This window comes from Calothrix sp. CBUCES-K 9914, assembly GCF_059640475.1.
In genome coordinates, this window is record NZ_JBXXZH010000375.1 from 1 (window position 1) to 6,560 (window position 6,560).

The 6,560-nt window shown below is 40.4% G+C and carries 7 protein-coding genes; all 7 read left to right on the forward strand.

Annotated elements, in window-relative coordinates:
• Positions 1-204, forward strand: a 204-nt coding sequence (locus AC2JBO_RS41630; protein ID WP_496959487.1) for a hypothetical protein, incomplete at its 5' end; no start/stop codon positions are given.
• 603 nt (positions 205-807) lie between these two features.
• Positions 808-2,238 carry a form I ribulose bisphosphate carboxylase large subunit gene (locus AC2JBO_RS41635; RefSeq protein WP_496959488.1) on the forward strand — a complete coding sequence of 477 codons (1,431 nt, stop codon included), beginning with the start codon at positions 808-810 and terminating at the stop codon, positions 2,236-2,238.
• Positions 2,239-2,442: 204 nt separating this feature from the next.
• Entirely contained in the window at positions 2,443-2,832 is a 390-nt protein-coding gene (gene rcbX, locus AC2JBO_RS41640; protein WP_496959489.1) for a RuBisCO chaperone RbcX, read from the forward strand.
• A 93-nt stretch (positions 2,833-2,925) separates the two neighbouring features.
• A complete protein-coding gene (locus AC2JBO_RS41645) occupies positions 2,926-3,273 on the forward strand; it encodes a ribulose bisphosphate carboxylase small subunit (RefSeq protein ID WP_496959490.1) in 348 nt (115 codons plus the stop codon).
• A gap of 350 nt (positions 3,274-3,623) precedes the next feature.
• Complete coding sequence (locus AC2JBO_RS41650) at positions 3,624-4,244, forward strand: GDSL-type esterase/lipase family protein (RefSeq protein WP_496959491.1); 621 nt, start codon at positions 3,624-3,626, stop codon at positions 4,242-4,244.
• 352 nt (positions 4,245-4,596) lie between these two features.
• Complete coding sequence (locus AC2JBO_RS41655) at positions 4,597-5,319, forward strand: Uma2 family endonuclease (RefSeq protein ID WP_496959492.1); 723 nt, start codon at positions 4,597-4,599, stop codon at positions 5,317-5,319.
• 143 nt (positions 5,320-5,462) lie between these two features.
• The gene (locus tag AC2JBO_RS41660) at positions 5,463-6,191 is read left to right on the forward strand and encodes a Uma2 family endonuclease (RefSeq protein WP_496959493.1); all 729 of its coding nucleotides are present in this window, start codon (positions 5,463-5,465) and stop codon (positions 6,189-6,191) included.
• The last annotated feature ends 369 nt before the right edge of the window (positions 6,192-6,560 follow it).

The window sequence follows — 6,560 nt, forward strand, 5'->3', positions numbered from 1 at the left end:
CGCGCGGAAGCAAAACAATACCACTGTCAGTTTTCCTTTAGAGACACTCCCCATTGCCGTTTTATGTTATGGAAGCTCCGGGTTATTCTCAGTATTCCCAAAATTTCACCATTTATATACGTATGGTGGGCAATGCCCACCATACAATTCATATCTGATGCACTTTGTAAAGGCTTTGTAACGAAAACGCAACAAAAATATTAAAACTTTATGTAATAAAAAATTTAAATATAAAAGTTAAGAAGATTCAAAGAATAACTTATAAATTTATTGGTATATTTGTGTAACAGGTAGCAATTCACGCTCATGTGTGATTTTTATCTCTAGCTTACTACTCCCCTAAATCTCCGTACACGGAATTTTTGTTTGTGTCTGAATTAAATGAGCCGATCGGTTTGAGTCGTGTTTGAGGTAAAAAGGCAATCAGGGCGAGGTCGTAATCTTAAGTGATTCAGTATGGCAGCGGAAAACAGCAGCATTCATTCATCAACAACGCAGAGCGTTGCTTTCTGGTGATAGCTCTTGATTTAGACGAGGATAAGAAAAAGATAAAAAGCTTTTTTTTCAGGCACGAAGAAGAGAGCCATTATCTGCTTAAATAGATGGTTATAGCGTTAATAAGTAAACAAACCATTCACGTGTTTGTCACTAAGCGCTAAAATCACGATTTATTGCAGGTTTAGTCCCGTACACAACACGTTTCTGCTTGTTTTACGCACGAGCATTACTGATGTGACGAATCGTGGCGCGGCTTTGCACCGTGCGTGAATTCTAGATAAATATTGAGTGACTTCTTGGAAGGGAAATATGTCTTACGCTCAAACGAAGACCCAGAGCAAAACAGGGTATCAGGCTGGGGTTAAAGATTACAGATTAACTTATTACACCCCAGACTACACACCTAAAGATACAGATATTCTTGCTGCATTCCGGATGACTCCCCAACCAGGAGTACCACCCGAAGAAGCAGGTGCGGCAGTTGCTGCTGAGTCATCTACTGGTACTTGGACAACAGTTTGGACTGACTTGCTCACCGACCTAGACCGCTACAAAGGTCGTTGCTACGACATCGAAGCAGTTCCTGGCGAAGACAATCAATATATTGCTTACGTTGCTTATCCTTTAGACTTGTTCGAGGAAGGTTCTGTAACAAACATGTTGACTTCTATTGTAGGTAACGTGTTTGGGTTCAAAGCATTACGCGCATTACGTTTGGAAGACTTACGTATTCCTGTTGCTTACCTCAAGACTTTCCAAGGCCCTCCACATGGTATCCAGGTAGAGCGCGATAAATTGAACAAATACGGTCGTCCTTTATTAGGTTGTACGATTAAACCAAAACTTGGTTTATCTGCTAAGAACTATGGACGCGCGGTTTATGAGTGTCTACGTGGTGGTTTGGACTTCACCAAAGACGACGAAAACATTAACTCACAACCTTTCCAACGTTGGAGAGACCGTTTCTTGTTTGTAGCTGACGCTATTCACAAATCTCAAGCTGAAACAGGTGAAATTAAAGGTCACTACCTCAACGTTACCGCTCCTACCTGCGAAGAAATGATGAAGCGCGCTGAGTTTGCGAAAGAACTCAAAATGCCCATCATCATGCATGACTATTTGACCGCAGGTTTTACCGCGAACACCACTTTGGCTAAATGGTGTCGCGATAACGGTCTATTACTCCACATCCACCGCGCGATGCACGCGGTTATCGACCGTCAAAAGAACCACGGTATCCACTTCCGCGTTTTGGCTAAAACTCTGCGGATGTCAGGTGGAGACCACATTCACACAGGTACCGTTGTAGGTAAACTCGAAGGTGAACGTGGTATAACAATGGGCTTCGTTGACTTGTTACGTGAAAACTACGTAGAACAAGACAAGTCGCGCGGTATTTACTTTACACAAGATTGGGCTTCTATGCCTGGAGTAATGGCTGTTGCTTCTGGTGGTATCCACGTATGGCACATGCCCGCACTCGTTGAAATCTTCGGCGACGACTCAGTATTACAATTCGGTGGTGGTACATTAGGACACCCTTGGGGTAATGCACCTGGCGCCACAGCAAACCGTGTTGCGCTTGAAGCTTGTATTCAAGCACGTAACGAAGGTCGTAACTTAGCTCGTGAAGGTAACGACGTAATTCGTGAAGCTTGTAAGTGGTCTCCAGAATTGGCTGCTGCTTGTGAACTTTGGAAAGAAATCAAGTTCGAGTTCGAGGCAATGGATACCGTCTAGTAGTGCTGAGTGCAAAGTGCTGAGTGCTGAGATGTAGAGACGCGATATATCGCGTCTGTACGCGCATCACGTCTTGAAGTAAGTTTTCTGGTCGTGCGTAATATGCTAGACAGAAATTTTGCTTAAAATCTAAGACCCTTAATTAGCTGTTTACTCAGCACTCAGAACTTTATACTCATCACTCCTTATGGGCTGGGGTCAGGCATGAACATAAAACAAATTGCGAAAGACACGGCTAAAACGTTACAAAGTTACTTAACGTATCAGGCATTGCGAACAGTGTTGTTACAACTCGATGAGACAAATCCTCCCTTGGCTTATTGGCTGCACAACTTTTCAGCCGATAAAGTTCAAGATGGGGAAAAATTTCTTGAAAGTTTGTTTAGCGAAAAGCCTGAGTTAGCATTGCGAATAATGACTGTACGCGAACACATTGCCGAAGAAGTTAGCGAATTTCTTCCGGAAATGGTGCGTTCAGGAATTCAGCAAGCTAACATGGAACATCGCAAGCAGCATCTTGAACGCATCACGCAAATTAGTTTGTCTACCCCAGGCGCCAACGAACTAGAATCCGAACAATCAAACAATGATTAAGATTCTTAATAGTTCCGACTTCTTACATAAGTCGATAATTTAATGAATCTGACAGCCAATTAAAGTATTTATACCCATTCACACCAAAGAACTATGCAAACTTTACCAAAAGAGCGTCGTTTCGAGACTCTTTCTTACCTTCCCCCTTTGTCTGACGCGCAAATTACCAAGCAAGTTCAGTACATTCTTAACCAAGGTTACATTCCAGCAGTTGAGTTTAACGAACAGTCAGAACCAACTGAGTTTTATTGGACAATGTGGAAATTACCTTTGTTCAACGCGCGTAGCACCCAAGAAGTATTAGGTGAAGTACAGCAATGTCGCTCACAATACAGCAACTGCTACATTCGCGTTGTTGGTTTTGATAACATTAAGCAGTGTCAAGTACTAAGCTTCATCGTTCACAAACCTAACCAAGGTGGCGGCGGTTACAGATACTAAGTTTGAGTTTGGTTAAGCAATCGGTAATTTCATAATTCAAATGTAGCATAGGCATCCTGCCTGTGCTACAATTTTTTTATACCTATACTACAGAGACCACGAGAGTTCACAGAGATAAGAGCTAGTTAGAGGCGCCTAATTTGCAACATATACAACAGATGTAACGGATAAGTTAATCGTTACAAACTAAATTTATATTTCTTTACATTCGTAGAATAGACAATTTATAAATTGTCCCAAAGCTTTGAAATAAAAATAATTTAAGTAAGATAATTTATCTATAATGCAAATGGGTAAAATCTACATTTTTAGATAGTTTTAACCCTTTTTGAAAAATTTATAATATAAAAGTGAAATCAGAACATCTACCCGAAGTTAGAATTTGCTTTGTTGGTGAGTCATTTGTAAACGGTACTGGTGACCCCGAATGTTTGGGTTGGACTGGTCGAGTTTGTGTTGGCGCCAATAAAAAAGGTTACGATATTACTTACTACAATCTGGGAGTGAGGCGCGAAACAAGCGAAGCACTGAAACAACGTTGGTTGTCAGAAGTCACTTACCGTTTACAACCAGAATATAACGGTAGAGTCATATTTTCGTTTGGTGTCAACGATACAGTTCTTCAAGGTGGAAAAACACGAGTTTCTTTTTTGAATTCTATCTTAAATGCTCGACAAATTTTGAGCGAAGCAAAACAACTGTATCCAGTGTTGATGGTCGGTCCTCCACCGATGTTAGATAACGACCAGAATGTTCGCATCGCTGAACTATCTGAATATTATGCACGCACTTGCAACTCGCTCGACATCCCATATCTAAATATATTCTCCGTACTCAAACAATCTACTGTATGGTTTGATGAAGTAGGCGCCTACGACAAAGCACATCCGCGCGCGAAGGGATACCAAGTTTTAGCAGACCTTGTACAAAGTTGGGATGCATGGTCAAAGTGGTTTCCTGCAATTCGTTAAAATGAGGCATCAAATAAAAATCTCCCGTCTTTGTTGATAACTACCATGACGGGAGAATTGTGATTAACATCTACCATTTTTAATAAAGATACAGCAAAAAGTAAAAACTGACTATCTTATTTCAAAATACTACGCTATGTCACCACGTAGAGACGTTACACAGCTATAAGCTACCCCTGTTAAGGTATACTTTTAAAAATGGTATATTTAAAACCGCAACGCTTGTGGCGTAGGAGTTTTAACCATGTTATTCTATTTTTGATTCGATAGGGAAAGCTCAGTAGAAAATCTATACAACCAGAAATTCCTCATATCCGCTAACCTAGAATTAGTTGGTTTTAAATCAAGTTGTATGTTTCAAACAGACCCTCCTCGCTCTGCAAAAGAAGCGCTACCGACAATGTACGATCTTCCTAGTGAATCAAAGGAGGAACCTGGTTTGCCGGACGAATTTCATGTTTTCCAACCCCAATTACTGCGAGAAACATTTACACCACCCAACTATCCACAAGACCAAGTATTTATTGCCAGCGACTTAAATTTATACTACGACCCCAACCAAACTCTATGGTTCAAACGTCCTGACTGGTTTGCGGTTTTGGGAATCCCCCGTCTTTATCAACAAACCGAATTACGTCTAAGTTATGTGGTTTGGCAAGAAGGAGTAGCCCCAAACGTAGTAGTAGAACTACTTTCTCCCGGTACAGAAAAAGAAGATTTAGGAAAAACATTACGAGAGGTCAATAAACCAGCAACAAAATGGGAAGTATATGAAAAAATATTGCGCGTTCCCTACTATATAATATTTGACCGCTATAATGATAATCTACGAGTGTTTCAAAATACAGCAGGTCGTTACCAAGAATTAACTGTTACAAATTCCCGAATTTGGCTACCGGAATTAGAGCTAGGCATAGGACTATGGCAAGGTACTTATGAAGGTGTACCAAGATTATGGTTGCGCTGGTATGATGCCACAGAAAATTGGATTCCTACCCCAGTTGAACTTGAGCGTGCCAAAACAGAACGTTTAGCCGCGCGATTAAAAGAATTAGGCATAAATCCTGAAGAATAGAGATTGCGTGACTGAACGTCCGTTTTTGTCGTAGTGGCGTATAAGGCGCCACCTCGTTGTATCAAAGTCAGTCGAAAATCTATACAACCAGAAATTCCTCATTATCCGCTAACCTAGAGGAAGTTGGTTTTAAATCAAGTCGTATGTTTCAAACAGACCCTCCTCGTTCTGCAAAAGAAGTGCTACCGACAATGTACGATCTTCCTAGTGAATCAAAGGAGGAACCTGGCTTGCCTGACCAGTTTCATATTTGGCAATCCCGCCTGTTGGAAGATACTTTTATGCCTCCTGGCTATTCAATAGATGAAACATTTGTTGCCAGTGACCTAAATTTGTACTACGACCCCAACCATACTTTATGGTTCAAACGTCCTGACTGGTTTGCGGTTTTAGGAATTTCCCGTCTTTATCAACAAACAGAACTGCGTTTGAGTTATGTTATCTGGCAAGAAGGAATAGACCCAAACGTAGTAGTAGAATTACTTTCTCCTGCAACAGAAAAAGAAGATTTAGGAAAAACATTACGGGAGGTAAACCAACCACCAACAAAATGGGAGGTATATGAAAAAATTCTCCGTATCCCATACTATATAATATTTGACCGCTACACTGATAATTTACTAGTGTTTCAAAATATTGCAGGTCGTTACCAAGAATTAAGCATTACAAATTCGAGAATTTGGCTACCGGAATTAGAGCTAGGCATAGGATTATGGCAAGGTAGTTATCAAGGTGTACCGCGACTATGGTTGCGCTGGTATGATGCAACAGAAAATTGGATTCCTACCCCAGTTGAACTTGAGCGTGCCAAAACAGAACGTTTAGCCGCGCGATTAAAAGAATTGGGCATAAATCCTGAAGAGATTAAATAAGTAGTCAGCTTCTTACCTATATTTACCTATAGCCTAAGCACGAATAACAGTAACTTGTCGTCCGTTTTTTGTAGTGGTAATTTCTGTTTTTAAACGCTCTTCAATGGGTGGCGCCAAAAAATTAAATGCTATTGTCACCTACAAATTTAATGGCATTTATCAAGCTGTTTCATCTTTAATTAATGTTCCATAGTTGATAGGTCATTTATAAAGAAAATCTGAAATGGACGAGTTATACATCGCAACCAGCTACTAAAGAAAATCTTACCGAAAAAATTCAACGCCTAATAATGATAATAACGGAAGCGAAACAATTAATCAGCGATATCGAAGCCGAAGTTACAAATAAACAAATAATTTCGTATTCTC